Consider the following 23,629-nt stretch of genomic DNA (forward strand, 5'->3'; position numbering starts at 1 on the left):
CGCACCATGAGCACGCCGCGCGCCGCCATCATCGGCCTTTCCGGCCCTGAGCTGCTGGCCGGGGAGGCGGCGCTGCTGCGCCGGCTGCGGCCGCTCGGCGTCATCCTGTTCGCGCGGAACGTGCGGGACCCGGTGCAGCTCCGCGCGCTGACCGCCGCCATCCGTGCCGAGCTGGGCGAGGCGGCGCCGGTGCTGGTGGACCAGGAGGGCGGGCGCGTGGCGCGGCTGCGGCCGCCGCACTGGCCGGACTTCCCGGCGCCCGCCCTGTTCGAGGAGAGGGACGCCGAGGCGGCGCGCGCCAACGCCACGCTGCTGGGGCTGGAGTGCAGCGCGGCGGGGTTCGACGTGGTCTGCGCCCCCGTGCTCGACCTGCGCCTGCCGGGACGGCACGCGGTGGTGGGGGACCGGGGCTTCTCGGCCCGGCCCGAGGAGGTGGCGCGGCTCGGCGCAGCCTGGGTGGCCGGGCTGCAGGCGGGGGGCGCCATCCCCGTCGTCAAGCACATGCCCGGGCATGGCCGCGCCATGGCCGACAGCCATCTGGAGCTGCCGCGCGTCGATGCGCCGCGCGCCGCGCTGGCCGAGGACTTCGCCCCCTTCGCCGCGCTCGCCGGCAATGGCGGGGGCAGGGACATCTGGGGGATGACCGCCCATCTGCTGTATGAGGCGCTCGACCCGGAGCGGCCCGCCACCCTCTCGCCCCGGATCATCCGGGATGTCATCCGCGGCGAGATCGGCTTCGACGGCGTGCTGGTCTCGGACGACCTGGCCATGCACGCGCTCACCGGCACGCCGGGCGAGCGCGCCGCCGCCGCACTCGCCGCCGGCTGCGACATCGCGCTCCATTGCAGCGGGGTGCTGGCGGAAAGCCAGGACGTGCTGGAGGCCAGCGCGCCGCTCACCGACGCCGCGCTGGAGCGCCTCGCCGCCGCCCGCGCGGCGATGAAGGCCGCCGCCGCGGCCGCCCCCGCCACCGCGCAGTCCGACGTAATGGCGGCCCTGGCCGCGCGGCGCGACGCCCTGCTGCGGGACGCCGCGTGACCGGCTGGCTGCCCGAGCTCGCCGTCGCGATCCTCGCCACCGTCCTCGCCATCACGCTGCACGAGGCGGCGCATGGCTATGCCGCCCTGGCGCTGGGCGACGACACGGCGCAGCGGGAGGGGCGGCTCAGCCTCAACCCGCTGCGGCACGTGGACAGGGTGGGCACCATCATGCTGCCGGGTTTCCTGCTGGCGGTGCAGATGCTCACCATCGGCCGGGTGGAGGCGATGTTCGGCTGGGCCAAGCCGGTGCCGGTGAACGTCTGGAAGCTGCGGAACCCGCGCTACGGCATGGTGCTGGTGGCGGCGGCGGGACCGGCGATGAACGTGTTCCTCGCCTGGTGCGCCGCCATGCTCGGCCATCCGGTGGAGCAGATGGACGGCGTGCTGCCGCCCGAGGCGCTGGAGCTGATGGTGCGCTTCATCGTGCTCTCCATCATGGCCAACCTGCTGCTCGCGCTGTTCAACCTGATGCCCATCCCGCCGCTCGATGGCGGGCGCATCCTGGTGGGGCTGCTGCCCGCCCCGCTGGCTGCGCCCCTGGCGCGGCTGGAGCCGGCGGGGCTGGTCATCGTCATGCTGCTGATCTTCGTGCTGCCGCGCCTGTCCGAGGGACTGGACCCGATCGGCTGGATCTCCGGCTTCGTCATGGGCTCCGGCTTCCGGACCATCCTCTGGCTGGCCGGTCACGGGGCATGACCCGCGCGGCGGAGCCGCGGGAAGGAGCCTGTGGGGCGGAGCCGCGGGGCAGGACGCGTGCGGCGGAGCCGCGGGCGCCGGCCCCCGAGGCGCCGCCCGAGATCCTGCATGTCAGCCTCGAGGGCTATGAGGGGCCGCTCGACCTACTGCTGGAGCTGGCGCGGGCGCAGAAGGTGGACATCGCCCGCCTCTCCATCCTGGCGCTGGTGGACCAGTATCTCGCCGTCATCGAGGGGGCGCGGCGGGTGCGCCTCGAGATCGCGGCGGACTGGCTGGTGATGGCCGCCTGGCTCGCCTGGCTGAAGTCCCGCCTGCTGCTGCCCGAGGACCCGCAGGAGGAGGAGGACGCCGAGGCGCTGGCCGGCCAGCTCGCCGAGCGCCTGGCCGAGCTGGAGCGGATGCGCGCCGCCGCCCGCTGGATGGGCGCCCGCCCGCAGCTCGGCCAGGAGGTGCTGGCGCGCGGCGCGCCGGAGCGGCTGGTGCGGCAGGACCGCGGCGGGCTGAACGCCGACCTGCCGGCGCTGCTGCGCGGCTATGTGGAGGCGCTGCGCCGTGGCCATGCGCGCCGGCCCTATCGCCCCGTGCCGCGCCGGCTCTGGACGGTGCAGGAGGCGCTGGCGCAGCTTCAGCGGCTGGTCGGCGCGCTGCCCGATGCGGAGGGAAGCTGGGGCGAGCTGCGGCGCTTCCTGCCGCCCACGCTGCGCGGGCCAGTGGGCGACCCGGTGGAGCGCCGCGCCGCGCTGGCCGCCACCCTCATCGCCGGCTTGGAGATGGCGCGCGGCGGCGGTATCGAGCTGCGGCAGGAGACCGCCTTCGGCCCCATCCTGCTGCGCCGTGCCCCCGGCGGCGGCGCCGGGGCGCGGGCGGCCGCAATGCCGGAGGAGCACAGCCATGACGCCGCCGCCTGACGAGCCGGGCCCCTCGGAGGATCCCGCCGGCATCGCGCCCCTGGAGCACGCGCTGCGGCTGGCCGAGGCGCTGGTCTTCGCCGCCGACCGCCCCGTGCCGCCGGAGCGCCTCCAGGAAGTGCTGCCCCCCGGCCTGCGCGCCGAGGCGGTGCTGACGCTGCTGGCCGCGCGCTATGCCGGGCGCGGCGTGCAGCTCACCGAGGTGGCGGGCGGCTACGCCTTCCGCACCGCCGCCGACCTCGCGCCGCTGCTGACCCGCGTGGTGGAGGTGCCGCGCCGCCTGCCGCGCGTGGCGATGGAGGCGCTGGCCATCATCGCCTACCACCAGCCGGTGACGCGGCCCGAGATCGAGGAGATCCGCGGCGCCAGCCTGTCCCAGGCGACGCTGGAGACCCTGCTGGAGAACGGTCTCATCGCGCCGCGCGGCCGCAAGGAGGTGCCGGGCCGGCCCAGCCTGTGGGTGACGACGCCGCGCTTCCTGGAGCAGTTCGGCCTGCGCGAGCTGACCGACCTGCCGCGCCGCGAGGAGCTGCTGGCGGGCGAGGCGCAACCCGGCCTGATGCAGCCGGACCTGCCTTCGCCGGGCGCCGGGGGCGGGAAAGGGCGGTGAGCCTGGAGCTGGCGGGCATCCACCATGCCTTCGGCGCGCGGGAGGTGTTGCGCGGCATCGACCTGAGCGTCGGCGCGGGCGAGATCGTCTGCCTGCTCGGCCCCTCGGGGGATGGCAAGACCACCCTGCTGCGGCTGGTGGCGGGGCTGGAGGCGCTGCAGCGGGGGCGCATCGCCATCGGGAATCGGGTCGTGGCGGGCGAGGGGCGGGAGGAGCCGCCCGAGGCGCGGCACGCCGGCTTCGTCTTCCAGGACTACGCGCTGTTCCCGCACCTGACGGTGGCGCGCAATGTGGGCTTCGGCCTGGGCGGCCTGCCGCGCGCGGAGCGCGAGGCACGGGTGATGGAGGCGCTGGAGCGGGTCGGGCTCGGCGGCTTCGCCGGGGCGTGGCCGCACATGCTCTCGGGCGGGCAGCAGCAGCGCGTGGCGCTGGCCCGCGCCCTCGCCCCGCGCCCCGCCGTGCTGCTGCTGGACGAGGCCTTCGCCAGCCTCGATGCGCGGCTGCGCGAGCAGGTGCGGGACGACACGCTGGAGGTGCTGCAATCCGCCGGCACCGCCACGCTGATCGTGACGCATGACGCGGAGGAGGCGATGTTCATGGCCGACCGCATCGCCCTGCTGCGCGGCGGCCGGGTGGAGCAGCTCGGCACGCCGGAGGAGCTGTATCTGCGCCCCGCCAGCCGCTTCGCCGCCACCTTCCTGGGCGAGGTGAACACGCTGCCGGCCACCGTCTCGGGCGGGGTCGCGCGGGCGGCGCTGGGCAGCCTGCCCGCCGCCCTGCCGGATGGCCCGGCCGAGCTGCTGCTGCGCCCCGAGGGGGTGCGGCTGCTGCCGGAGGGGCAGGGGGTGCCGGCGGTGGTGGAGGATTCCCGGCTGCTCGGCGCCAGCAGCCTGGTGCGGCTGGCCGTGCCGGCTGCCGCGGGTGCCCCGCCGCTGCGCCTGCATGCCCGCCTGCCGCCCGGGCCGCGCCTGAGGCGCGGCGACCGGCTGGGAGTGGCGCTCGACCCGGAAAGGGCCTTCGTGTTTTCGGCCCCAAGCACCTAGATAAGGCGCGGACAGAGAAGGCGCGGAAAGAGGTGGGGCGGGAAGGCGGCAGCGATATGCACGGGCCAAGATTGGCGCTGCCCTCCGTTCCTGCTAACGGAAACGACCCCCCTGAAGGGGAGCCCCGCCTGGGGGAGATGGGAAGCACATGTTGGATTTAGCCTGGTCCGAGATCGCCCTGATCGCGGTGGTCGCGGTTGTCGTCATCGGGCCGAAGGACCTTCCGGACGCCATCCGCAGCGTGGCCAAGGGGGTGCAGAAGCTGCGCCGCATGGCCTCCGAGTTCCAGTCGCACGCCGACGAGCTGGTGCGCGAGGCGAAGCTCGAGGACGTGCGCGACCAGATCCGCGACATCCGGAACTTCGACATCAAGAGCACGATCGAGCGCAACCTCGACCAGGATGGCGAGATCCGGCGCACCTTCAACGACGACCCGCTGAAGGATGCCTGGAAGCCAGCGGCCCCGTCGCCCGAGCCTGGCGCGATCCGCGCCGGCGCGCCGGAAGGGACCGCCGAATCGCCCGCCTCCCCGGATGGGGGCCAGGATGGCGGCCCGGCTTCCGCTCCGGCTTCCGCCCTGGCCGCCCCTCCCGCGGCCGAGCCGCCGCGCCCGGCAGGCCCTCCTGCCTTCGTTCCGCCCAGCATCGCCGCCGGGGCCGGCCCCGACACCCATTCCGGCCCCTCGCGGCCGGCGGAGAGCAACCCGACGATGAGCCCCAACCCCTCCGCTTCCGCCGCGTCCGACGCGGCCAAGCCCAACCCCAGCGTCTGAGCTCCCGCCGTGGCCCGCGACCAGGAAGACATCATCGACGACAAGCCGATGCCGCTGATCGAGCATCTGCTGGAGCTGCGCACGCGCCTGCTCTGGTCGGTCGGCGCCTTCATCATCTGCTTTGCGCTCTGCTACTACTTCTCCGCCCAGATCTACGGCTTCCTGGCCCGCCCGCTGGCCGACATCCTGCACGAGCAGTCGGGCGGCGAGCGGCGGATGATCTTCACCGCGCTCTACGAGGCGTTCTTCACCTACCTGAAGGTGGCGCTGTTCGGTGCCGTGTTCCTGAGCTTCCCGATGTGGGCGACGCAGCTCTGGCTGTTCATCGCGCCCGGCCTCTACCGCTCCGAGAAGAAGGCGCTGCTGCCCTTCCTGCTGGCCTCGCCGGTGCTGTTCGTCCTCGGCGCGGCGCTGGCCTACTACTTCATCTTCCCGCTGGCCTGGAAGTTCTTCATCTCCTTCGAGACGCCGCCCGGCGGCGGCGCCCTGCCGGTGCAGCTGGAAGCAAAGGTGAGCGAATACCTCAGCCTGGTCATGCACATGATCCTGGCCTTCGGCGTCGCCTTCCAGCTTCCGGTGGCGCTGACGCTGATGGCCAAGGTGGGCATCGTCTCGGTGGCGGGGCTGAAGAAGGGGCGGCGCTACGCCATCGTCGGCATGTTCGTGGTGGCCGCCGTCATCACCCCGCCCGACGTCATCAGCCAGGTCGGCCTCGCGGTGCCGCTGATCCTGCTCTACGAGATCTCGATCCTGGCCGCCGGCTGGGTGGCGCCCAAGCGCGACGACGACAACAGCTGAGCCTGACCCATGCACGACATCCGCATTGTCCGCGCCGATCCGGCGGGTTTCGACGCCGCCCTGGCGCGGCGCGGCCTGCCGCCCTCGGCGGAGGCGATCCTGGCGCAGGACGCCGCCCGCCGCGCCGCGCAGGCGGCGGCGCAGGAGGCGCAGTCCCGCCGCAACCAGCTTTCCAAGGAAATCGGCCAGGCCAGGCGCCAGGGGGCTGACACGGCGGCGCTGGAATCCGAGGGCGCCGCGCTCCGCGACCGCATGGAGGCCCTGGCGGACGAAGCCAAAGCCGCTGAAGTCGCGCAGACCGCCATGCTGGAGGCGCTGCCCAACCTGCTCGACCCCGCCGTGCCCGAGGGCCGTGATGAGGCGGACAACGTGGTGCTGCGCCAGCATGGCGAGCCGCCCGCGCTGGACTTCACGCCGAAGCAGCACTTCGAGATCGGCGAGGCGCTGGGGCTGATGGATTTCGGCGCCGCGGCGAAGCTGGCCGGCGCCCGCTTCACCGTGCTGCGCGGCGCGCTGGCGCGGCTCGAGCGCGCGCTCGGCCAGTACATGATCGCGCTGCACACGGAGGAGCACGGCTACACCGAGACCTCCGTGCCGCTGCTGGTGAACGACGCCACCATGTACGGCACCGGCCAGCTTCCGAAGTTCTCCGAGGACCTGTTCCGCACCACCGATGGACGCTGGCTGATCCCCACCGCCGAGGTGCCGCTGACCAACCTCGTGGCCGGCGAGATCCTGGCGGAGAGCGCCCTGCCGCTGCGCTTCACCGCGCTCTCGCCCTGCTTCCGCTCCGAGGCGGGCAGCGCGGGGCGGGACACGCGCGGCATGCTGCGCCAGCACCAGTTCACCAAGGCCGAGATGGTGGCCATCACCCGGCCGGAGGATTCGGCCGCCGAGCACGAGCGCATGACGCAATGCGCCGAGCGGGTGCTGACCGAGCTCGGCCTCGTCTGGCGCCGCGTCGTGCTCTGCGCGGGCGATACCGGCTTCTCCGCCACCAAGACCTACGACCTGGAGGTGTGGCTGCCGGGGCAGGGGGCATGGCGCGAGATCTCCTCCTGCTCCAATTGCGGCGACTTCCAGGCGCGGCGGATGAATGCCCGCTACCGCCCCGAGGGCGGCAAGGGCACGGCCTTCCTGCACACGCTGAACGGCTCCGGCGTGGCCGTCGGGCGGGCGCTGATCGCGGTGCTGGAGACGCACCAGCAGGCCGATGGCGGCGTGCGCGTGCCCGAGGTGCTGCGGCCCTGGATGGGCGGTCTGGAGCGCATCGGCTGAGGCGCCGCTCCTGGCGTGCCGGACTTTGCGCGAAGGCGCTTGCCGAGCGCCGCCTGAGCCCATAGGTTGCGCGGCATTCGGGGCGTAGCGCAGCCTGGTAGCGCATCTGCTTTGGGAGCAGAGGGCCGGAGGTTCGAATCCTCTCGCCCCGATACCTCCTCATCGGCGGGCCTGCCCGCCAGCCTGGTCCGGGAGCCGTCACCGCATGAGCCGCGACACCGCCATTGCCCGCATCCGCTGCCAGCCGCGCTCGGCCATGCAGTCCGGCAAGGCCCGCACAGGCTGGCAGCTCGTCTTCTCCCCGGCCGAGGCGCGCCGCACCGATCCGCTGACCGGCTGGTGGGGCTCGGGCGACACCCGCGCCCAGCTCCGCCTGAGCTTCTCCACCCGCGAGGCGGCCGAGGCCTATGCCCGCGCCAACAACATCCCCTACGAGGTGGAGGCCGAGCCGCGGCACGCCGCGATCAAGCCGAAATCCTACGCCGAGAACTTCCGCTACGGCCGGGCGGAGAACTGGACCCACTGACCCGGGGCGGGACCCGCCCCGTTCCGCACCCTTAGCTCAACTGGACAGAGCAACCGGCTTCTACCCGGTTGGTTGGGGGTTCGAGTCCCTCAGGGTGCGCCATCTTCCCCGCTCCCAGGCCGGCCCGGACCGACAGGAATCGTTCCGCCGCGTTGACTGTTGCGCGACCGTAAATAATAACCGCCTGTGCAATGTTTCGGGATGGCGGGTGCGGCGGCATGGCTTTGAAAACAATATCCGTCGCGGAGGGGATGGCGGCGCCGAGGAACAACTTCGATGCCATCCGCCTGCTGGCGGCGCTGCTGGTGCTGTTCAGCCACAGCTATCCGCTGACCGGCGTGGGTGCCGAGCCCTTCGCGGCGCGGTGGGGAGGCTACGACACCGGCGGCGGCCTCGCCGTCTCCACCTTCTTCACGCTGAGCGGCTTCCTGGTCTGCCGCTCGGCCCAGCGGCACGATTCCTGGACCTATCTGCGCTCGCGCGCGCTGCGGATCGTGCCCGGGCTGGCGGTCTGCCTGGTCCTGACCGCCCTGGTGCTGGGCCCGTTCTTCACCAGCCTGCCCGCCGGGCGGTACTTCCAGGACCCGGCCGTGTGGGAGCATGTCCTCGGCCTGTTCGTGTTCAGCATCACCACCGTCATTCCGGGCGTGTTCGGCGGCAATCCGCTGAACTACTTCAACGGCAGCCTCTGGACCCTGCCGATCGAGGCGGCCTTCTACCTCGTGATGCCGCTCCTGGCGGCGTTCGGCCTGCTCAGGCGCGGCGTGCTGGCGCTGCTGACCGCGGCGTTGCTGGCCTGCTACCTGGCCACGCCAGCCTGGGGCCTGAGCTGGGACAACCAGGGGGGGCTGCTGGTGCGGATGGTGCCCCTCTTTCCGGCCATCAAGGCGGCCTGCTTCTTCCTGATCGGCGCCTGCTTCTGGGCGTTCCGCGAGGAGATCCAGCTCAGCCCCGGTGCCGCGGCCAGTTGCGCGATCATCCTCGCCATCGCGCCGGCCGGGCACGCCAGGATGGTCGTGCTCCTCGTCTGCCTGCCCTACCTGATCTTCTACGCGGGCCTTGCGCTGCCCTGGGCGCTGCACCTCGGAAAGACGATCGGCGACCTGTCCTACGGGACCTATCTCTATGCCTTTCCGGTGCAGCAGGCGGTGGTGGCGCTGCTGGGTGCCGGGATCGGCCCCATCCTGCTGACGGCCTGTGCGGTGCCGCCCACGCTTCTCCTGGCCCTGGGCTCCTGGTGGCTGGTGGAGAAGCCGTTCCTGCGGGCGCGGCACGGCATGCGGCGCTACAAGGCTCCCGCCATCGGCGGCGCCGCGCCCGCTGAGCGGGTGGCGGGAGAGTAGCGGCCCGGCCTCAGGAGAGCCGGGGTGGAGGGGAGTCGCTGTTGCGGAGGTAGAAGCTGTCCCGCGCGTGTTGCCGGTAGTGCCGCTCCTCCTCGGCCGGCAGCCCGTTCTCCCGGTACCAGGGGAGGTGCCGGCAGGTGAAGCGGCCGCCGACGCGCACCCCGTCGAGCGGGCGGTGCGGGTCGAAGTGGCGCTTGTTGTAGACCGCGAAGGTGGTGTCGGTCTGGGCCTTGAAGACGGGGTCGCCCCCCGCGGTGGGCTCCAGCCCTTCCTGCCAGAACTGCGCCTCCCATTCCCAGATCTTCCAGCCCCGGCCGCCGATCCGGAACTCCTCGTCCCGCATGAGCGCGGGGGTGGAGATGTCCAGCGCCAGCCCGGCCTTGCCAGCCGCGTGCCGCTCCGTCAGCGCGGCGAGCTGGCCGATGAAGTCGGGCGGCATGTCCGGGTTCAGGGCGAGGTCGGGATCGGTGACGCAGAAGACCTGCGGGAGCAGCGCCAGGGTCGCGGGGTCGGTGAAGCAGTCCCGCGGCCCCTTGTTCTCCGCCTGCGCGATGACGGTGACGCCCGCGCCGGGATCTTGCAGATAGGCCCGCATCGGCGCGAAGGTCGAGGCGTTGTCCACCAGGATGATGTTGCGGAGCCCGCGGTCGCGGAGCTGCTCCACCATGCCCCGGACATAGGTCACCGTGTCGAAGCAGGGGATGATGACCGGCACGTCGCCTTGCAGCCGGCAGGCCAGCGACAGATGCGGCGTGGCCGGCACCGGCGCCGGCGCTGGCACCGGCACCGGCGCCGGCACGGGGGCAGGTGCGGAGGGAGTGGGCGCCGGGGCGGGCGGAGGCGGCGCCTTCCGCGCGCCGCCCTGCCCGAGCAGCACGGGGATGACCTGCTCGACCACATCCTGGTGCAGCAGCAGGATGTTGAACTGCTTGTCGCCATATTCGCGGTCGCGGGCGATGGGCAGGAAGCCGGCGCGCATCAGGCGGTTCAGGACGGTCGCGGTGCTCGCCTGGCCTTCCCAGAAGGGGAAGCCCTCCGTTTCCAGGAAGATGGCGCGGGTGCGGGCGAGGAGCTGCGTGGCGCCGGCCAGCACGCGGTCGCTCGCACCTTCCACATCGACCCACAGGAAGGCCGTGCGCTGGCCCCAGTCCGGCACATGCGCCTGCGCGAAGCCATCCAGCGTCGCCGCCTCGACATCGAACTCGCTGTAGGTGGCGTTCTCGTTCCGGCGCAGCAGGGAGGACTTCCCGGTGTCCTCCGCCTCCTCGACATGCGCGGGAACGACCTCGCCATCGACATAGGCCTGCGAAAGGGTCAGCGGGGCGTAGATGGTCACGCGGCCCGGCTTGTCGCTCACGGCGAGGTTCCAGAAACGGACGCCCTCCGCCTCCAGCCGCTCCCTGTTCCGGGCGAAGATCCGCGGATTGGCCTCGAAGGCATGGATCGTGCAATGGGGCAGCCGGCGCCGCACCGCGAGCGAGGCCGAGCCGTCATTGGCGCCGATGTCCATGAACAGGTTCGGCTGGAGAATGCCGGCCAGCTCCAGGAAGAGTGCCTGCAGCCGCTCATTGCCTTCCAGGCCCTCGGGGGGAGCGTCGGCCTGGAGCTGCTTGATCAGCGTGTAGGTGCTCGCGGCGAAGAGGCGTCTCAGGCCGAGCCGCTCCGCCAGCCACGTCTTGGTCCGGGTCAGATTCTGCTGCATCCGCGCATGTTGGCGCAGCCGGTGGGCAACGCCTAGATCGTCCCGCCCATGCCCGTCATCGGATCACGACTTCGCGGGGTCCCGTCCATCCGGCGGGGTGGGGGAAGGGGCGCGGGCGAATGCATGCCGGCTTCCGGGCCGGGCCGTGCTATGGGGCGGCATGAAGCAATTTCACATGTGCCTTCAATGGAGTGGCCGGATCAACTGGACGCGCCATGCCCTCCAGGCTGGCACAACCGCCGGTATGGTGACGGGCACCTTCGCCGTTCTCTACATGCTGCAACTGATGTAGCCGGCCCTGACGCCGTGCCGCCTTGCCCCCGGGCCTTGGCCGGCGCGGCCGGGCCGGGTGCCGGGGCGGGGGGCTCTGGGTGCCCGCAACCTTCGGGCAAAAAAGAAGCCCGCCAGCGTGGCGGGCCAAGTGATCAGCCTTTGGGGATCATAGTTCAGGACACCGGCTGCCGCCCTGCGGGATTGGAGAAGCCAATCTCCACAACCCGTGCGTGTGCCCCTGGTTGCAGCCCCACGCATGAAAACGCGCGCGGAAACGAGACGGGGCGCAGGACCCTCCCTGGACCGGCCTGGAACACCGTCGTCCGCCCCGGCTCCACGCCAGATGCTCCGAGGTTCCTGTTCCGCGAGCATCCCCGCCCGTCTCGGTAATTCCCCTGAACAGAATCCGCGTCAGTGGCTGAGCACGGGCTGGGCCGGTGCCCTCTCTTCCCGCTCCCGGCTGGCATGGGTGCTGCCATGCAGATGGCCGGGGTTCAGGTCGGCCACCACGGGCAGGTGGTCCGAGGCCTCGCGGCCCAGCGGGTCGCGCCAGCTTGGGCCGAGCAGCGGCACGGGGCGGCAGAAGATCTCGTCCAGCCGCAGCAGGGGGCGGTGGGAAGGAAAGGTGCGGTGCCGCGTCACGGCGGGCAGCAGGGGCGAGAGGGCGCGCCAGACGGGACCGCGCCAGGACCAGTCGTTGAAGTCGCCCATCACCACCAGCGGCCCGTGCAGGCGCCGCACCAGGGCCGCCAGCCGCGCCGCCTGGTGCTGCCGCTCCCGCCAGCGCAGGCCAAGGTGGGTGGAGACGACACCGAGATACCCCCCCGGCGTGCGGACCCGCACCGAGATGGCCATGCGCGGCTCCCGCCCGGGATAGGAAAGGTCGTGCAGCGCCTCGTCCTCCATGGTCCACCGGCTGAGCAGCATGTGGCCATAGGCGCCATCCTGGGCGCGCATCGTCTCGGCCGTGGCGTGGCCCGAGAAATGGTCCCGCAGCGCGGCGAAGGGGGAAGGGCGGTCGCCCCGGCCGCGGCTCTCGACCTCCTGCACGGCCAGGATGTCCGGGTTGTGGCGGCGGATCAGCCCCATCACCCGGTCCAGGTCGTAGCGCCCGTCCGGCCCGATGGCGGAATGGATGTTCCAGGTCATCACGCGTAGCCTCATGCGGCGCCGGCCCCCGCCTCGGCGCCCTCATGCGCGGCGTCCGCCGCCTCCCCATGCCGCCTGCGCGCGGCGCGGCGGCGGAACCACGACACCAGGCTCTGCAAGCCGTAGGACATGCCGCCCCACGCCACCAGCACGACGATGAAGCCCAGTATGTCGGTGAGGGAAGGGTCGGTCATGATGCGCAGCAGGCGGTCGCCCAGCGCCGTCATCAGCACCAGGCCGGGCGCCAGGCCCAGCGCCGTGCCCACTGTGTAGTCGAGCAGCGGGATGCGGATGGCGCCGGCCACCAGGTTCACCAGGGTGAAGGGCGCCACCGGCATCAGCCGCACCATGGTGACGGCCATGATGCCGTTGCGCGCGATGCTGCGGCTGATGCGGTTGATGCGCGGCCCGAGCAGCTTGCGCAGCAGCTTCGGCCCCACCTTGCGGCCGAGCAGGTAGGTGAGCACGGCGCTGACCATGGCGCCCACCGCCGCATAGGCCAGCCCCGGCCACAGCCCGAAGGCCGCCGCCGTGGCCACGATCAGCACGTTGACCGGAAAGGCGATGAGCCCCAGCGCCATGAACAGGCCGAGGGCGATGGCCGGCCCCCAGGCGCCGTTGGCGTTCTGCATGGAGGCGCTGAAGGTTTCCGGGTTCAGGTAGGCCGAGAGCGGCGTGTAGCGCCAGACCACCCCCAGCAGCAGCACCGGCACCACCACCAGCGCGATGCGCGCCCAGAGCGGCAGCCCGTGCGAGGTGCCGTCGGCGGCGGTGAAGTCGGCCAGCAGCATGGCGGTGCCGAGGGCGCGCTGCGGGTCGGCCACCGCCTCGATCTGCGGCAGGGCCTCGCCCTCGTCCAGCTCCCCGTCCTCGATCGGCAGGAGCTGGTGGGTGCGGCCCGCGAGGCGGTCCAGCGCGCCGAACAGCCCGCCCGCCCGCACCGTCTCCGCCACCTGCTCCGGCGTGGCGGCGAGGTGCTCGGCCAGGAAGCGGTCCCGCACGCGGGCGATCATGGCGCGCTGCTCCGCCGTGGTGGCCTCCACCACGAGGTCGCACTCCGTGTCCGCGCCCATGGAGCGGTTGCAGAGGTTGGCGGAGCCGACGCGCAGCACCGTGTCGTCGATGATCGTGACCTTGGAGTGGACCATGACGTCCGCCTGCGGCGTGCGCTTGGTGCCGACATGCGGATAGACCAGCCGCACCCTGTCGGCCACGCCCGCCTCGCGCAGCAGGGTCATGAAGCGGATGCGGCCGGCGAGCATGGTGCGGTGCTCAAGCCAGGTGTGGTGCGTGCGGGGGCCGAGGATGACGACCTGGAGCCGCGGGCGGGCGCGCAGCCGGTCCGCCAGGCGGCGCGCCAGGCCGAGCGCGGTGAGGAACTGGTTCTCGATGTAGATGCTGTGCTCGGCGCGGTCGATCATCGCCTCGAACAGCCGCTCCACCTCGCGGATCTCGGGCTCGTCCTCGTAGCCGCCCTGGGTGCGGGCGATGCCCACCCGCACATCCGTCAGGTCCGGCGCCACATCGGCGGGCCAGGGCGCGGGGCGGCGGGGGACGGGCTCGCGCGGGGGCAGGTCCTCGCAGGCGCCGCGTGCCCAGCGGGCGCGGAACAGGTCGGCCAGCGCCCCGGCGGCCTCGCCATCCACCATCATCTGCACGTCGTGGAAGGGGGCGTAGGTCTCGTCGCGCGGGTCGACGCGGTGCGGGTTGACCGGGTTGTGCGCCGGGGTGTCCCAGCGGCGGATGGTCAGGTCCAACCCGCCGGAAAAGGCCAGGGTGTCGTCGATCACCGCGATCTTCTGGTGGTGCGAGGCGCCGAAGGCCACGTCCCCGTCCAGGCACAGCTCGATCTGGGCGGGGGTGTTCCATTGCAGCGCCAGCTCGGGCAGCAGCTCGCGCTCCAGCGCGTAGAGCACCGAATAGTCCCACAGCAGCAGCTTCACCCGCAGCCGGGGGCGGCGGCGCACCAGCTCGGCCAGGAAGGGGCCGAGCGTCGCGGGCATCCCGTCCGTCGCCTCGCCGGAGGGGCCGACCAGGGGGGTGCGGCTGTCGATGTCCCAGCCGGCGATCAGGATGGTCTCCCGCGCCTGCTTCATCGCCTCCCGCAGCGCGCCGTAATAGGCGGCGGCGTCGATCAGCACCGCGGCGCGGGGGGCGTGGGCGGTGCGCCACACCGTGTCGCCGGGGCGCAGCAGGGGCAGCGTGGCGTGCGGGGATAGGGGCATGACGGTGCCGCTGGCGGGGGGCTGAATGATCATCGCCATTCCGCAACGCAGCAGCCCGGAAAAAGTGTCATGCGCGAAGCGGGGGCCGCCACGCCCCAGGGTTGCGGGAGCGGCGGCGGCGGCACACGCCCCCGCCGCCCGCTTTTCTCAGGCCAGGACGCGGGCGGGGATGTTGTCCAGCAGCCGCACGTCGCCCAGCCGCGCGGCGGCGATCAGCCGGGCCTCGCCGGTCTGTCCCCCGGGCCAGGGGGCGAGCGTTTCCGGCACGACGAGCGCCAGGTAGTCCACCCCGAAGCCCTCGGCGGCCAGGGCGGCGCGCGCCTCGGCCAGGGCATCGCCCGCCGGGCGGCCGGCGGCGAGGGCCGCGGCCAGGGCGTCGAGCCGGCGGGGCAGGGCGGCCGCCCGCGCGCGGTGCTCCGGCGCGAGGCGCTGGTTGCGGGAGGACAGGGCCAGCCCGTCCGTGTCGCGCACCGTGGGCAGGCCCACGATCTCCAGCGGCAGGTGCAGGTCGGCCACCACGCGGCGGATGACCTGGAGCTGCTGCCAGTCCTTCTCGCCGAACACCGCCACGTCCGCCCGCGTCATCATGAACAGCTTGGTGCAGACGGTGGCGACGCCGCGGAAATGGCCCGGGCGCTCGGCGCCCTCCCAGCCCTCGGCGGGGCCGGCGGGCTCGATGACCGTGGCCGCGCCAGGCGGGTACATCACCGCGGGGGTGGGCAGCCAGGCGAGGTCGCAGCCCGCCTCGCGCAGCTTGGCGAGGTCGCCCGCCTCGTCGCGCGGATAGCGGTCCAGGTCCTCGCCGGGGAGGAATTGCAGCGGGTTGACGAAGATGGAGGTGACCACCGCATCCGCGCGCCGCCGCGCCTCGGCCACCAGTGCGAGGTGCCCGGCATGCAGCGCGCCCATGGTGGGCACCAGGGCGATGCGCCGGCCGGCCGCGCGCCAGGCGCCGGTGGCCGCGCGCAATCCCTCCAGTTCCCGCTCGATCCGCATGTGCTTCAGCTCCTCCGGCCGGTGTTTCGCGCTCCTCTGCCGCCTCCGCGCGATCGGCGCAACGGGGGCGCGGCCCTGGCCGAGCGGCGCGGGGCGGCGCCCATGGCTTGACGCAGGCGCCGCCGCGCGGGATCACCCCCGCCTGCCCAGGCGCGAAAGGTTCGACGATGCAGCGCGTGTTCTCCGGAATCCAGCCTTCCGGCATCCCCACCCTCGGCAACTATCTGGGTGCCATCCGCAACTGGGTGCCCATGATGGACGACCATGAGTGCATCTACTGCGTGGTGGACCTGCACGCGATCACCCAGCCCTTCGACCCGAAAACGCTGGCGCGGCAGACGCGCGAGATGGCCGCGGCGCTGATCGCCTGCGGCGTGACGCCGGACCGCTGCACCCTGTTCGTGCAGAGCCATGTTCACGCCCATGCCCGGCTGGCCTGGCTGTTCAACTGCGTGGCGCGGCTCGGCTGGCTGAACCGGATGACCCAGTTCAAGGACAAGGCGGGCAAGGACCGCGAGAACGCCGGCGCCGGCCTCTATGTCTATCCCAACCTGATGGCGGCCGACATCCACGCCTACCACGCCACCCGCGTGCCGGTGGGCGAGGACCAGAAGCAGCACCTGGAGCTGGCCAACGACATCGGCGAGAAGTTCAACCACGACTACGGCGTGGAGTTCTTCCCCCACATCGAGCCGATCATCCAGGGTGTCGCCGCGCGGGTGATGAGCCTGCGGGACGGCACCAGGAAGATGAGCAAGTCGGACCCCTCCGACCAGTCGCGCATCAACCTGACGGACGATGCCGACGCCATCGCGCTGAAGATCCGCCGCGCCAAGACCGACGCCGAGCCGCTGCCGGCCGAGCTTTCGGGGCTGGAGGCGCGGCCGGAGGCGCGCAACCTGGTGGGCATCCTGGCCGCCATCACCGGCTCCACGCCGGAGGCGGTGCTGCGCGAGCATGAGGGGCAGGGCTTCGGCACCTTCAAGGGCGTGCTGACCGAGGCGCTGGTGGCGCATCTCGGCCCGATCCAGGCGGAGATGCGGCGGCTGCTCGACGACCCGGCGGCGGTGGACGCCGCGCTGCGGACGGGGGCGGACAAGGCCGCCGCCATCGCCGAGCCGATCGTGCAGAAGGCCGAGGAACTGATGGGCTTCCTGCCCCGCCGCTGAGGCGCCGCCCGGCCCCGTGCAGGGCCGCCGCCCCGCCCCGCCCCGCCGCGTGCGCGGCGGCGGGGGGCATGGAGACGGAAAATTAGCATCGCGCCGGCTAGCTTGCGGTGGCCGGCCCAGGGCCACATGCAGGAGGCGAGAGCGGCGGGGGCGGCACGATCCGTGCCCTGAAATCCGATTTCCAAGGATGCCCCATGCCCCTCTTCTCGCCACCGCCCGCGGAAGAGCGCCGCCGCCTCGACGCGCTGCTGGCCCTGAACCTGCTGGAAACCCCGCCCAGCGAGAGCTACGACCGCATCACCCGGCTCGCCAGCCAGATGCTCGGCACGCCCCTGGCCGCCGTGTCGCTGACCGACGCCAACCGGCAATGGTTCAAGTCCGCCCTTGGCACCGCGGGGCGGGAGATCCCGCGCCACCAGGCGCCCTGCGCCGTGGTCAGCACCACCCGCCAGCCGCTGGTGGTGCGGGACATGCAGGAGGATGAGCGCTTCATCGGCAGCCCGCTGGTGGCGGCGGGCCTCCGCTTCTACGCCGGGGCGCCGCTGGTGACGCAGGACGGGCAGGGCCTCGGCGCCATGTGCGTGCTCGACGTCACGCCGCGCCAGGTCACGCCGGCCGAGCTGCGGGGCCTCACCGACCTCGCCGCCATGGTGATGGCGCAGGTGGAGCTGGAGCACGCCTTCGGCCGCATCGACCCGGTGAGCGGCCTGCCCAACCGGCTGCAGTTCCTGGACGAGTTCGCCGCCCGCCCGGAAGCGGCGGGGGGTGTCGCGCTGCTGGCCGACCTGTCCCATTCTAGCCAGTTCGGCCAGGCGCTGGCGGTGCTGGGGCCGGCCTATGTCGAGGCGATGACGCGGCACGGCGCGGGCGTGCTGCAGCGCGTGCTGGGCGGGCGGAACGGGCTCTACCACATCGGCGGCTGCGCCTTCCTGGTTCTGCTGGACGAGGCGCGGCCGGGCGGCTGGCAGGCGGCGGTGGCGGCGCTGGAGGCGGCCTTCGAGGCCCCCGTGCCTTTCGGCGACATACCGGTGGCGGCCACGCCCACCTTCGGAGTGGCCTGCTTCGGGCCCGGCGGCGGCACGGCAGGCGGAAGCGGAGCGGGCGGAAGCGGGGCTGAGGACGTGCTGCGCGCCGCCGCCAGCGCCGCCGAGGAAGCACGCCGCGCCGGCCTCAGCGCCAGCCTCTACAGCCCCGACAGCGAAGCGCGCAGCCGCCGCCGCCTCCGCCTGCTGGCCGACATGCGCCCCGCCCTGGAGGCGGAGGACCAGCTCAGCCTCGTCTTCCAGCCGCGCATCGAGATCGGCTGCGGGCGGTGCCGGGGCGCCGAGGCGCTGCTGCGCTGGCACCATTCCGAGCTGGCCGCCGTGCCGCCCGGGGAGTTCATCCCGCTGGTCGAGCAGACGGCGCTGACCCGGCCGGTGACGCAATGGGTGATCCACCGGACCGCCGCGCAGCTCGCGGCGCTGCGGCGGGACGGGCTGGGGCTCCGGCTCTCGGTGAACGTCTCGGCGGTGAACCTGTCGGAGCCGGACTTCGCCGAGCGGCTGGTCGGCACCCTGGCGCGGCACGGGCTGGAGCCGCAGGCGATGGAGCTGGAATTCACCGAAAGCGCCCTGATGAGCAATGGCGCCGCCGCGATGGAGCAGCTGCGGGCGCTGCGGCAGATGGGGGTGGACATCGCCCTCGACGATTTCGGCACCGGCTACAGCACCTTCTCCTACCTCCAGACCCTGCCGGCCAACATCCTCAAGCTGGACCAGTCCTTCATCCGTGGCCTTTCCGCCAGCGCGCGGGACCGGCGGCTGGTGGCCACCATGATCCAGCTCGCCCACGATCTCGGCCACCGCGTGGTGGCCGAGGGGGTGGAGGACCAGGAGGCGCTCGACTTCCTGGCGGCGCGTGGCTGCGACGAGGCGCAGGGCTACCTGATCGCCCGGCCGATGGCGGAGCCGGCCCTGCGGGGCTGGCTGGCGGGGCGCCTCCGGGCGGGCGCGTGACGGGTGGGCGCGTGACGGGCGGGCGCGTGAGGGGCGCCGCCCGAAGCCCTCAGGCGGGCAGCAGCAGCGTCGCCGCCGCCTGTGCCGCGATGCCCTCGCCCCGCCCGGTGAAGCCCAGCCTCTCCGTGGTGGTGGCCTTCACCGAGACGCGGGCCAGCGGGATGCCCATCAGCTCGGCCAGCCGCGCCCGCATGGCGTCCGCATGCGGCCCGATCTTGGGGCGCTCGCAGATCAGCGTGACATCCGCATGGGTGATGACGCCGCCGCGCGCCGCCACGCGGCCGGCGGCGTGGCGCAGGAAGCGGGCGCTGTCGGCGTCCTTCCATTCCGCCTCGCTGGGCGGGAAGTGGCGGCCGATGTCGCCCTCGGCCAGCGCGCCATAGATGGCGTCGCACAGCGCGTGCACGCCCACATCGGCGTCCGAATGGCCGTCCAGCCCCAGGCTGTGCGGGATGGTCAGGCCGCACAGCACCAGGGGCCGGCCCTCCACCAGCCGGTGGACGTCGAAGCCGGTGCCCATGGCGGGCAGGTAGCGCGGCAGCAGGGCGGCCTCGGCGCGGGCCAGGTCCTCGGGGTAGGTCACTTTCAGGTTGCTCTCCGATCCGGGCAGCAGGGCCACGTCCAGCCCGGCGGCCTCCAGCAGGGCGGCGTCGTCGGTGGCTTCTTCGCGCGCGGCGCGGTGCGCGTCCAGCAGGGCGGGGTAGCGGAAGGCCTGCGGCGTCTGGGCGCGGAACAGCCCGGCGCGCGGCACGGTGCGCAGGATGCGGCCCGAAGCGCCGGCCTTCAGCGTGTCGCTCACCGGCTGGGCGGGAATGGCGCCAGGATGTTCGGCCAGGGCGGCGAGCAGGGCGGGCACGGTGCCGCGCGGCAGGGCGGGGCGGGCGCCGTCATGCACCAGCACCAGCTCCGGCGGGCGGGTGGCCAGCGATTCGAGGCCCCGCCGCACGCTGTCCTGCCGCGTGGCGCCGCCGGTGACGGGGGGCAGGCAGGGCAGGCCGGCGAGCAGCGCCGCCACCGTCTCCGCCTCGCCTTCCGGCACCACGGGGAGGATGGCGTCCACCCCGCCATCGGCCAGCAGGGCCTCGGCGGCATGGCGCAGCACGGGGCGGCCGAGCAGGGGGAGGTACTGCTTCGGCACCTCGGCGCCGAAGCGGCTGCCGCGCCCGGCGGCCATGAGAAGGGCGATCACACGCATGGCGCGGACCCTAGCCGCAGCGCCTCGCCGCGCCCAGGGGGTGGGGCGCGGCACGCCGCCTTGCGGCCCGCGCATGGCCGGGTTTGCTTGCCTCCTGGGCGGTTGCGCATGGACGGCGGGCGGCGCTGCCACTAGATTGCTCAAATCATGAGCATCGCCCCCATCTCCTCCCCGGCCGACACGCCGCGCCTGCGGCCGATCATGGTCGGCGCGATCCGCATCGATGCGCCGGTGATCCTGGCGCCCATGTCCGGCGTCACGGATCTGCCCTTCCGCCGGCTCTGCCGCGAGCTGCAGGCGCCGATGGTGGTGAGCGAGATGATCGCCAGCCAGGCCATGGTGCGCGAGAACCGGCAGACGCTGAAGATGGCCGAGGTGGACGGCTTCGGCGGCCCGACCAGCGTGCAGCTCGCCGGCTGCGACCCGGCGGTGATGGCCGAGGCGGCGAAGCTGGCGGTGGATCATGGCGCCGCCATCGTGGACATCAATTTCGGCTGCCCGGTGAAGAAGGTGGCGATCGGCCAGCAGGCCGGCAGCGCGCTGATGCGCGACGAGATCGGCGCCGCCCGCATCCTGGAGGCGGTGGTCAGGGCGGTGCCCGGGCCGGTGACGCTGAAGATGCGCATGGGGTGGGACCACAGCAGCCTGAACGCGCCGCGCCTGGCGAAGATCGCGGAGGAATGCGGCATCCGGCTGGTGACGGTGCATGGCCGCACCCGGCAGATGCTCTACACCGGCACAGCCGACTGGGCCTTCGTGGCCAAGGTCAAGCAGGCGGTGGGCATCCCCGTCATCGTCAATGGCGACATCCTGACGCCGGAGCACGCGGCCGAGGCGCTGCGCCAGTCGGGCGCCGACGGCGTGATGATCGGGCGCGGCTGCTATGGCCGGCCCTGGCTGCTGGCGCGCACGGCGGCCTACCTCACCACGGGCGAGGCGCTGCCGGAGCCCGACCTCGCCACGCAGTACGGCATCGTGCTGCAGCACTACCGGGCGATGCTGGAGCACCATGGCAGCCACCCTGGCGTGCGCCTCGCCCGCAAGCACCTCGCCTGGTATTCCAAGGGCCTGCCAGGCTCGGCCGAGTTCCGCGTCAAGGTGAACCAGGCCGAGACGCAGGCCGCGGCCGAGGCGCTGCTGGCCGAGTTCTACCTGCCGCTGATCGAGCAGGGGGTGGAGGCGGTGCGCGACACCTACCGCGATGCCGGAATGGATTCCCTGGCCGCATGAGCGCCGCCATGACGGGCACCGCCCCCCGCCGCCCGCCAGCTCCCCCGCCGGGCCCCGGCCCCGTGGCGGCACCGCCCGGGGCGGAGATCCGGCCGCTGCCGGATGCGCTGGCGCTGCTTTCCGCCCTGCCCGTGCCCATGGTGGTGCTGGATGCGGAGGGGCGCTTCCGCTTCGCCAACCCGGCGGCCGAGCAGTTCTTCCAGCTTTCCGCCACCACCCTGGCGCAGATGCGGCTTGCCGACCTGCTGCCGCCCGACAGCCGGCTGTTCGCCATGGTGGAGCAGGTGCGGGTGCAGGACGCGCCCGTGTCCGACCACGACCTGACGCTGGAAAGCCCACGCCTGCACCGCACGGGCGTGGCCGCCCATGGCGCGCCGCTGCCGGAGATGCCGGGGGCGGTGGTGCTGACCCTGCAGGATGGCAGCAAGGCACAGCGGCTGGACCGGCAGCTCAACTTCCGCGGCGCCGCGCGCGGCGCCTCCGCCATGGCGGAGATGCTGGCGCATGAGGTGAAGAACCCGCTCAGCGGCATCCGCGGCGCGGCGCAGCTCCTGGAGCAGTCCGCCAGCGAGGAGGACCGCGAGCTCTGCACCCTGATCCAGGACGAGGCGGACCGCATCCGCACCCTGGTCGAGAAGATGGAGATGTTCTCCGAGCGCCCGGTGGAGCGCGCGCCCGTGAACATCCACGAGGTGATGGACCATGTGCGGCGCATCGCCGCGCGCGGCTTCGCCAGCCACCTGCGCATCACCGAGGACTACGACCCCTCGCTGCCATCGGTGCTGGGCAACCGCGACCTGCTGGTGCAGATCCTGCTCAACCTGGTGAAGAACGCCGCCGAGGCGGTGGAGCCGGAGGGTGGCGAGATCCATCTCTCCACCGCCTATCACCATGGGGTGCGCATCGCCATTCCCGGCTCGCGCGAGCGGGTGCACGTGCCCCTGCAGGTGAGCGTGCGCGACAACGGCCCCGGCATTCCCGAGGAGGTGGCCTCCACCCTGTGGGAGCCCTTCGTCACCACCAAGCGGGGCGGGCAGGGGCTCGGCCTCGCCCTTGTCGCCAAGCTGGTGGCCGACCAGGGGGGGCTGATCGAGTGCGACACGCGGCCCGGCCGCACGGTGTTCCGCCTTTCCCTGCCCGTGTGCCCAGCCGACCTTCCCGCCCCGCGCAAGATCCGAGACGCATGACCGACGCACGCACCATCCTCGTGGCCGATGACGATCGGGCCATCCGCACGGTTCTGTCCCAGGCGCTCGGGCGCGCCGGCTACACGGTGCGGGCCACCTCCTCCGCCGCCACGCTGTGGCGCTGGGTGGAGGAGGGCGCCGGCGACCTCGTGATCACCGACGTCGTCATGCCCGACGAGAACGGGCTCGACCTGGTGCCCCGCATCCGGCGTGTGCGGCCGGAGCTGCGCGTGGTGGTGATGTCCGCGCAGTCCACCTTCATGACGGCGGTGAAGGCCGCCCAGCGCGGCGCCTTCGAGTACCTGCCCAAGCCTTTCGACCTGAAGGAGCTGCTGGCCGTCGTCGCCCGCGCGCTGACGGCGCCCGCCGCGGCGGCCTCGGCCGAGGAGGCGGACGAGGAGGAGCGCCTGCCGCTGGTCGGCCGCAGCCCGGCCATGCAGGAGATCTACCGCACCGTCGCGCGGCTGACGACCACCGACCTCACCGTGATGATCACCGGCGAGAGCGGCACGGGCAAGGAGCTGGTGGCGCGTGCCCTGCACGATTACGGCCGCCGCCGCACCGGGCCCTTCGTCGCCATCAACATGGCCGCCATCCCGCGCGAGCTGATCGAGAGCGAGCTGTTCGGGCATGAGCGCGGCGCCTTCACCGGCGCGCTGGCGCGCGGCGTCGGCCGCTTCGAGCAGGCGGCCGGCGGCACGCTGTTCCTCGACGAGATCGGCGACATGCCGCCCGAGGCGCAGACCCGCCTGCTGCGCGTGCTGCAGGAGGGGGAGTTCACCACCGTCGGCGGCCGCAACCCGATCAAGGCCAATGTCCGCATCGTGGCGGCGACGCACCGCGACCTGCGGCAGGCGATCCGCGGCGGCATGTTCCGCGAGGACCTGTTCTACCGTCTCAACGTGGTGCCGATCCGCCTGCCGCCGCTGCGCGAGCGGATCGAGGACATCCCGCTGCTGGCGCGCCACTTCCTGGACCGCGCCAAGACCTCCGGCCTGCCCTCCAAGCAGCTCGACCAGGGGGCGGTGGACCGGCTGCGGCAGCATGCCTGGCCCGGCAACGCGCGCGAGCTGGAGAACCTGATGCGGCGCCTCGCGGCGCTCTACCCGCAGGAGGTGATCGGCGCCGATGCCGTGGCCGCCGAGCTGGCCGAGGCGGAGCCGCTGGCCGAGCTGGAGCTGCGCGGCCCCGAGACGCTGGAACAGGCGGTGGAGCGCCACCTGTCCTCCTTTGTCGCGGCGCAGAAGGACGGGCTGCCGGTGCGCGACCTTTATGAGCGGGTGCTGGCCGAGGTGGAGCGGCCGCTGCTGCGCCTGGCGCTCGCCGCCACGCGCGGCAACCAGATCAAGGCCGCGGCCATGCTGGGCCTCAACCGCAACACGCTGCGCAAGAAGATCCGCGAGCTCGACCTGCCCGTGGTGCGCGGTCTGTCGTGAGCGGCGAGGCGCCGGGCCCCGGCCGCGGGGAGGAGGGCGCCGCCTCCTCCCGGCCT

20 protein-coding genes and 2 tRNA genes are annotated in these 23,629 nt (G+C 73.1%); 17 read left to right on the top strand and 5 right to left on the bottom strand.

Translation table 11 applies throughout. The features are described from left to right. The first annotated feature begins 6 nt into the window (after nt 1-6). The 12 genes from nagZ (at nt 7) to CR162_RS01350 (ending at nt 9,014) form a co-directional block, all read left to right on the top strand. Nucleotides 7-1,038: a beta-N-acetylhexosaminidase gene (gene nagZ / locus CR162_RS01295; RefSeq protein ID WP_099093736.1), complete on the top strand. Its 1,032-nt coding sequence runs from the start codon at nt 7-9 to the stop codon at nt 1,036-1,038. Beyond that, nucleotides 1,035-1,736 carry a site-2 protease family protein gene (locus CR162_RS01300; RefSeq protein WP_099093737.1) on the top strand — a complete coding sequence of 234 codons (702 nt, stop codon included), beginning with the start codon at nt 1,035-1,037 and terminating at the stop codon, nt 1,734-1,736. Before nagZ ends, CR162_RS01300 begins: the two co-directional genes overlap by 4 nt. Next, nucleotides 1,733-2,644, top strand: coding sequence for a segregation and condensation protein A (locus tag CR162_RS01305; RefSeq protein ID WP_099093738.1), 912 nt, complete (start codon nt 1,733-1,735; stop codon nt 2,642-2,644). The genes CR162_RS01300 and CR162_RS01305 overlap by 4 nt, the downstream gene beginning before the upstream one ends. Then, nucleotides 2,628-3,254 carry an SMC-Scp complex subunit ScpB gene (gene scpB / locus CR162_RS01310; protein WP_245870062.1) on the top strand — a complete coding sequence of 209 codons (627 nt, stop codon included), beginning with the start codon at nt 2,628-2,630 and terminating at the stop codon, nt 3,252-3,254. The genes CR162_RS01305 and scpB overlap by 17 nt, the downstream gene beginning before the upstream one ends. Next, nucleotides 3,251-4,297 (top strand): ABC transporter ATP-binding protein, encoded by a 1,047-nt coding sequence (locus CR162_RS01315; protein WP_099093739.1) that lies wholly within the window; start codon nt 3,251-3,253, stop codon nt 4,295-4,297. Before scpB ends, CR162_RS01315 begins: the two co-directional genes overlap by 4 nt. Nucleotides 4,298-4,445: 148 nt before the next feature. Further along, nucleotides 4,446-5,069 carry a Sec-independent protein translocase protein TatB gene (tatB, locus tag CR162_RS01320; RefSeq protein ID WP_099093740.1) on the top strand — a complete coding sequence of 208 codons (624 nt, stop codon included), beginning with the start codon at nt 4,446-4,448 and terminating at the stop codon, nt 5,067-5,069. Nucleotides 5,070-5,078: 9 nt separating this feature from the next. Beyond that, a complete protein-coding gene (gene tatC / locus CR162_RS01325) occupies nt 5,079-5,867 on the top strand; it encodes a twin-arginine translocase subunit TatC (RefSeq protein WP_099093741.1) in 789 nt (262 codons plus the stop codon). A 9-nt stretch (nt 5,868-5,876) separates the two neighbouring features. Further along, nucleotides 5,877-7,145, top strand: a complete 1,269-nt coding sequence (gene serS / locus CR162_RS01330; protein WP_099093742.1) for a serine--tRNA ligase — start codon at nt 5,877-5,879, stop codon at nt 7,143-7,145. A gap of 78 nt (nt 7,146-7,223) precedes the next feature. Beyond that, a tRNA-Pro gene (locus CR162_RS01335) sits at nt 7,224-7,297 on the top strand. A gap of 53 nt (nt 7,298-7,350) precedes the next feature. Next, nucleotides 7,351-7,671 (top strand): NADH dehydrogenase ubiquinone Fe-S protein 4, encoded by a 321-nt coding sequence (locus CR162_RS01340; protein WP_099093743.1) that lies wholly within the window; start codon nt 7,351-7,353, stop codon nt 7,669-7,671. Nucleotides 7,672-7,696: 25 nt separating this feature from the next. After that, nucleotides 7,697-7,773, top strand: a tRNA-Arg gene (locus tag CR162_RS01345). Between the two features lie 149 nt (nt 7,774-7,922). Further along, nucleotides 7,923-9,014, top strand: a complete 1,092-nt coding sequence (locus CR162_RS01350) for an acyltransferase family protein (RefSeq protein WP_176559671.1) — start codon at nt 7,923-7,925, stop codon at nt 9,012-9,014. 10 nt (nt 9,015-9,024) lie between these two features. Here CR162_RS01350 and CR162_RS01355 read toward each other — a convergent pair whose 3' ends face one another. The 4 genes from CR162_RS01355 to panC form a co-directional block, all read right to left on the bottom strand. After that, nucleotides 9,025-10,716 (bottom strand): FkbM family methyltransferase, encoded by a 1,692-nt coding sequence (locus tag CR162_RS01355; RefSeq protein WP_099093745.1) that lies wholly within the window; start codon nt 10,714-10,716, stop codon nt 9,025-9,027. A gap of 684 nt (nt 10,717-11,400) precedes the next feature. Beyond that, nucleotides 11,401-12,138, bottom strand: a complete 738-nt coding sequence (locus CR162_RS01360; protein ID WP_245870082.1) for an endonuclease/exonuclease/phosphatase family protein — start codon at nt 12,136-12,138, stop codon at nt 11,401-11,403. A gap of 11 nt (nt 12,139-12,149) precedes the next feature. Further along, nucleotides 12,150-14,396 (bottom strand): VTT domain-containing protein, encoded by a 2,247-nt coding sequence (locus CR162_RS01365; RefSeq protein WP_176559672.1) that lies wholly within the window; start codon nt 14,394-14,396, stop codon nt 12,150-12,152. Between the two features lie 114 nt (nt 14,397-14,510). Beyond that, nucleotides 14,511-15,359: a pantoate--beta-alanine ligase gene (gene panC, locus CR162_RS01370; RefSeq protein ID WP_099093747.1), complete on the bottom strand. Its 849-nt coding sequence runs from the start codon at nt 15,357-15,359 to the stop codon at nt 14,511-14,513. 167 nt (nt 15,360-15,526) lie between these two features. Between panC and trpS the strand changes: the two genes are divergently transcribed. Both trpS and CR162_RS01380 read left to right on the top strand, forming a co-directional pair. Continuing rightward, nucleotides 15,527-16,528, top strand: a complete 1,002-nt coding sequence (trpS, locus tag CR162_RS01375) for a tryptophan--tRNA ligase (RefSeq protein WP_099093748.1) — start codon at nt 15,527-15,529, stop codon at nt 16,526-16,528. A 194-nt stretch (nt 16,529-16,722) separates the two neighbouring features. After that, a complete protein-coding gene (locus tag CR162_RS01380) occupies nt 16,723-18,525 on the top strand; it encodes a GGDEF and EAL domain-containing protein (protein ID WP_099093749.1) in 1,803 nt (600 codons plus the stop codon). Between the two features lie 49 nt (nt 18,526-18,574). On the opposite strand, the gene CR162_RS01385 is transcribed toward CR162_RS01380, so the two are convergent. After that, nucleotides 18,575-19,720, bottom strand: a complete 1,146-nt coding sequence (locus tag CR162_RS01385) for a bifunctional 2-C-methyl-D-erythritol 4-phosphate cytidylyltransferase/2-C-methyl-D-erythritol 2,4-cyclodiphosphate synthase (protein ID WP_099093750.1) — start codon at nt 19,718-19,720, stop codon at nt 18,575-18,577. A 147-nt stretch (nt 19,721-19,867) separates the two neighbouring features. Between CR162_RS01385 and dusB the strand changes: the two genes are divergently transcribed. From dusB to ntrC, 3 genes are read left to right on the top strand one after another with little or no spacing between them, the layout of a single operon-like run. Continuing rightward, nucleotides 19,868-20,950 carry a tRNA dihydrouridine synthase DusB gene (dusB, locus tag CR162_RS01390; protein WP_099093751.1) on the top strand — a complete coding sequence of 361 codons (1,083 nt, stop codon included), beginning with the start codon at nt 19,868-19,870 and terminating at the stop codon, nt 20,948-20,950. A gap of 8 nt (nt 20,951-20,958) precedes the next feature. Then, complete coding sequence (locus tag CR162_RS01395; protein ID WP_099093916.1) at nt 20,959-22,137, top strand: two-component system sensor histidine kinase NtrB; 1,179 nt, start codon at nt 20,959-20,961, stop codon at nt 22,135-22,137. Next, nucleotides 22,134-23,573 carry a nitrogen regulation protein NR(I) gene (ntrC, locus tag CR162_RS01400; RefSeq protein ID WP_099093752.1) on the top strand — a complete coding sequence of 480 codons (1,440 nt, stop codon included), beginning with the start codon at nt 22,134-22,136 and terminating at the stop codon, nt 23,571-23,573. The genes CR162_RS01395 and ntrC overlap by 4 nt, the downstream gene beginning before the upstream one ends. Nucleotides 23,574-23,629: the final 56 nt, after the last annotated feature.

This window comes from Teichococcus rhizosphaerae (assembly GCF_002631185.1).
GTDB classification, from domain to species: domain Bacteria; phylum Pseudomonadota; class Alphaproteobacteria; order Acetobacterales; family Acetobacteraceae; genus Pseudoroseomonas; species Pseudoroseomonas rhizosphaerae.

What these genes read in the sequence shown, in the direction of transcription:
- nagZ (WP_099093736.1), top strand. Translation starts at nt 7, where the DNA reads ATGAGCACGCCGCGCGCCGCCATCATCGGCCTTTCCGGCCCTGAGCTG.
- CR162_RS01305 (WP_099093738.1), top strand. Translation starts at nt 1,733, where the DNA reads ATGACCCGCGCGGCGGAGCCGCGGGAAGGAGCCTGTGGGGCGGAGCCG.
- scpB (WP_245870062.1), top strand. Translation starts at nt 2,628, where the DNA reads ATGACGCCGCCGCCTGACGAGCCGGGCCCCTCGGAGGATCCCGCCGGC.
- tatB (WP_099093740.1), top strand. Translation starts at nt 4,446, where the DNA reads ATGTTGGATTTAGCCTGGTCCGAGATCGCCCTGATCGCGGTGGTCGCG.
- serS (WP_099093742.1), top strand. Translation starts at nt 5,877, where the DNA reads ATGCACGACATCCGCATTGTCCGCGCCGATCCGGCGGGTTTCGACGCC.
- CR162_RS01340 (WP_099093743.1), top strand. Translation starts at nt 7,351, where the DNA reads ATGAGCCGCGACACCGCCATTGCCCGCATCCGCTGCCAGCCGCGCTCG.
- CR162_RS01350 (WP_176559671.1), top strand. Translation starts at nt 7,923, where the DNA reads ATGGCGGCGCCGAGGAACAACTTCGATGCCATCCGCCTGCTGGCGGCG.
- CR162_RS01355 (WP_099093745.1), bottom strand. Translation starts at nt 10,716, where the DNA reads ATGCAGCAGAATCTGACCCGGACCAAGACGTGGCTGGCGGAGCGGCTC.
- CR162_RS01360 (WP_245870082.1), bottom strand. Translation starts at nt 12,138, where the DNA reads ATGACCTGGAACATCCATTCCGCCATCGGGCCGGACGGGCGCTACGAC.
- CR162_RS01365 (WP_176559672.1), bottom strand. Translation starts at nt 14,396, where the DNA reads ATGATCATTCAGCCCCCCGCCAGCGGCACCGTCATGCCCCTATCCCCG.
- panC (WP_099093747.1), bottom strand. Translation starts at nt 15,359, where the DNA reads ATGCGGATCGAGCGGGAACTGGAGGGATTGCGCGCGGCCACCGGCGCC.
- trpS (WP_099093748.1), top strand. Translation starts at nt 15,527, where the DNA reads ATGCAGCGCGTGTTCTCCGGAATCCAGCCTTCCGGCATCCCCACCCTC.
- CR162_RS01380 (WP_099093749.1), top strand. Translation starts at nt 16,723, where the DNA reads ATGCCCCTCTTCTCGCCACCGCCCGCGGAAGAGCGCCGCCGCCTCGAC.
- CR162_RS01385 (WP_099093750.1), bottom strand. Translation starts at nt 19,720, where the DNA reads ATGCGTGTGATCGCCCTTCTCATGGCCGCCGGGCGCGGCAGCCGCTTC.
- dusB (WP_099093751.1), top strand. Translation starts at nt 19,868, where the DNA reads ATGAGCATCGCCCCCATCTCCTCCCCGGCCGACACGCCGCGCCTGCGG.
- CR162_RS01395 (WP_099093916.1), top strand. Translation starts at nt 20,959, where the DNA reads ATGACGGGCACCGCCCCCCGCCGCCCGCCAGCTCCCCCGCCGGGCCCC.
- ntrC (WP_099093752.1), top strand. Translation starts at nt 22,134, where the DNA reads ATGACCGACGCACGCACCATCCTCGTGGCCGATGACGATCGGGCCATC.